Genomic DNA, 290 nt, shown 5'->3' on the forward strand with positions numbered 1-290 from the left:
AGATTTAGTCTTATTGGATTTAAATTTACCTGGCGCATCGGGTTTCTCTGCATTGGTCCATGTTCGTGCACAGTATCCTGCGATTCCAATTATTGTGGTATCAGCCCACGAAGAAGCATCGATTATTCAGCGTGCGATTGCGCACGGTGCAATGGGTTATATTCCGAAGTCTGCGCATCCAAGCCATATTGGGGAAGCAATTCGCCAAGTATTAGAAGGCGAAATTTGGTTGCCGCCAAATTTACCGACTGCGAATATGAATTTTGACCCTCGTGCTGCAGATGAAACAG

The 290-nt window shown here is 45.5% G+C and carries 1 protein-coding gene; it reads left to right on the forward strand.

Annotated elements, in window-relative coordinates; all coding sequences use genetic code 11:
- On the forward strand, positions 1–290 hold a 290-nt coding region (locus FLQ44_RS01735; protein ID WP_147692786.1), incomplete at both ends, for a response regulator.

Origin of the sequence: Vogesella mureinivorans, assembly GCF_007644035.1 — a bacterium.
In the GTDB taxonomy this organism is placed as follows: Bacteria; Pseudomonadota; Gammaproteobacteria; order Burkholderiales; family Chromobacteriaceae; genus Vogesella; species Vogesella mureinivorans.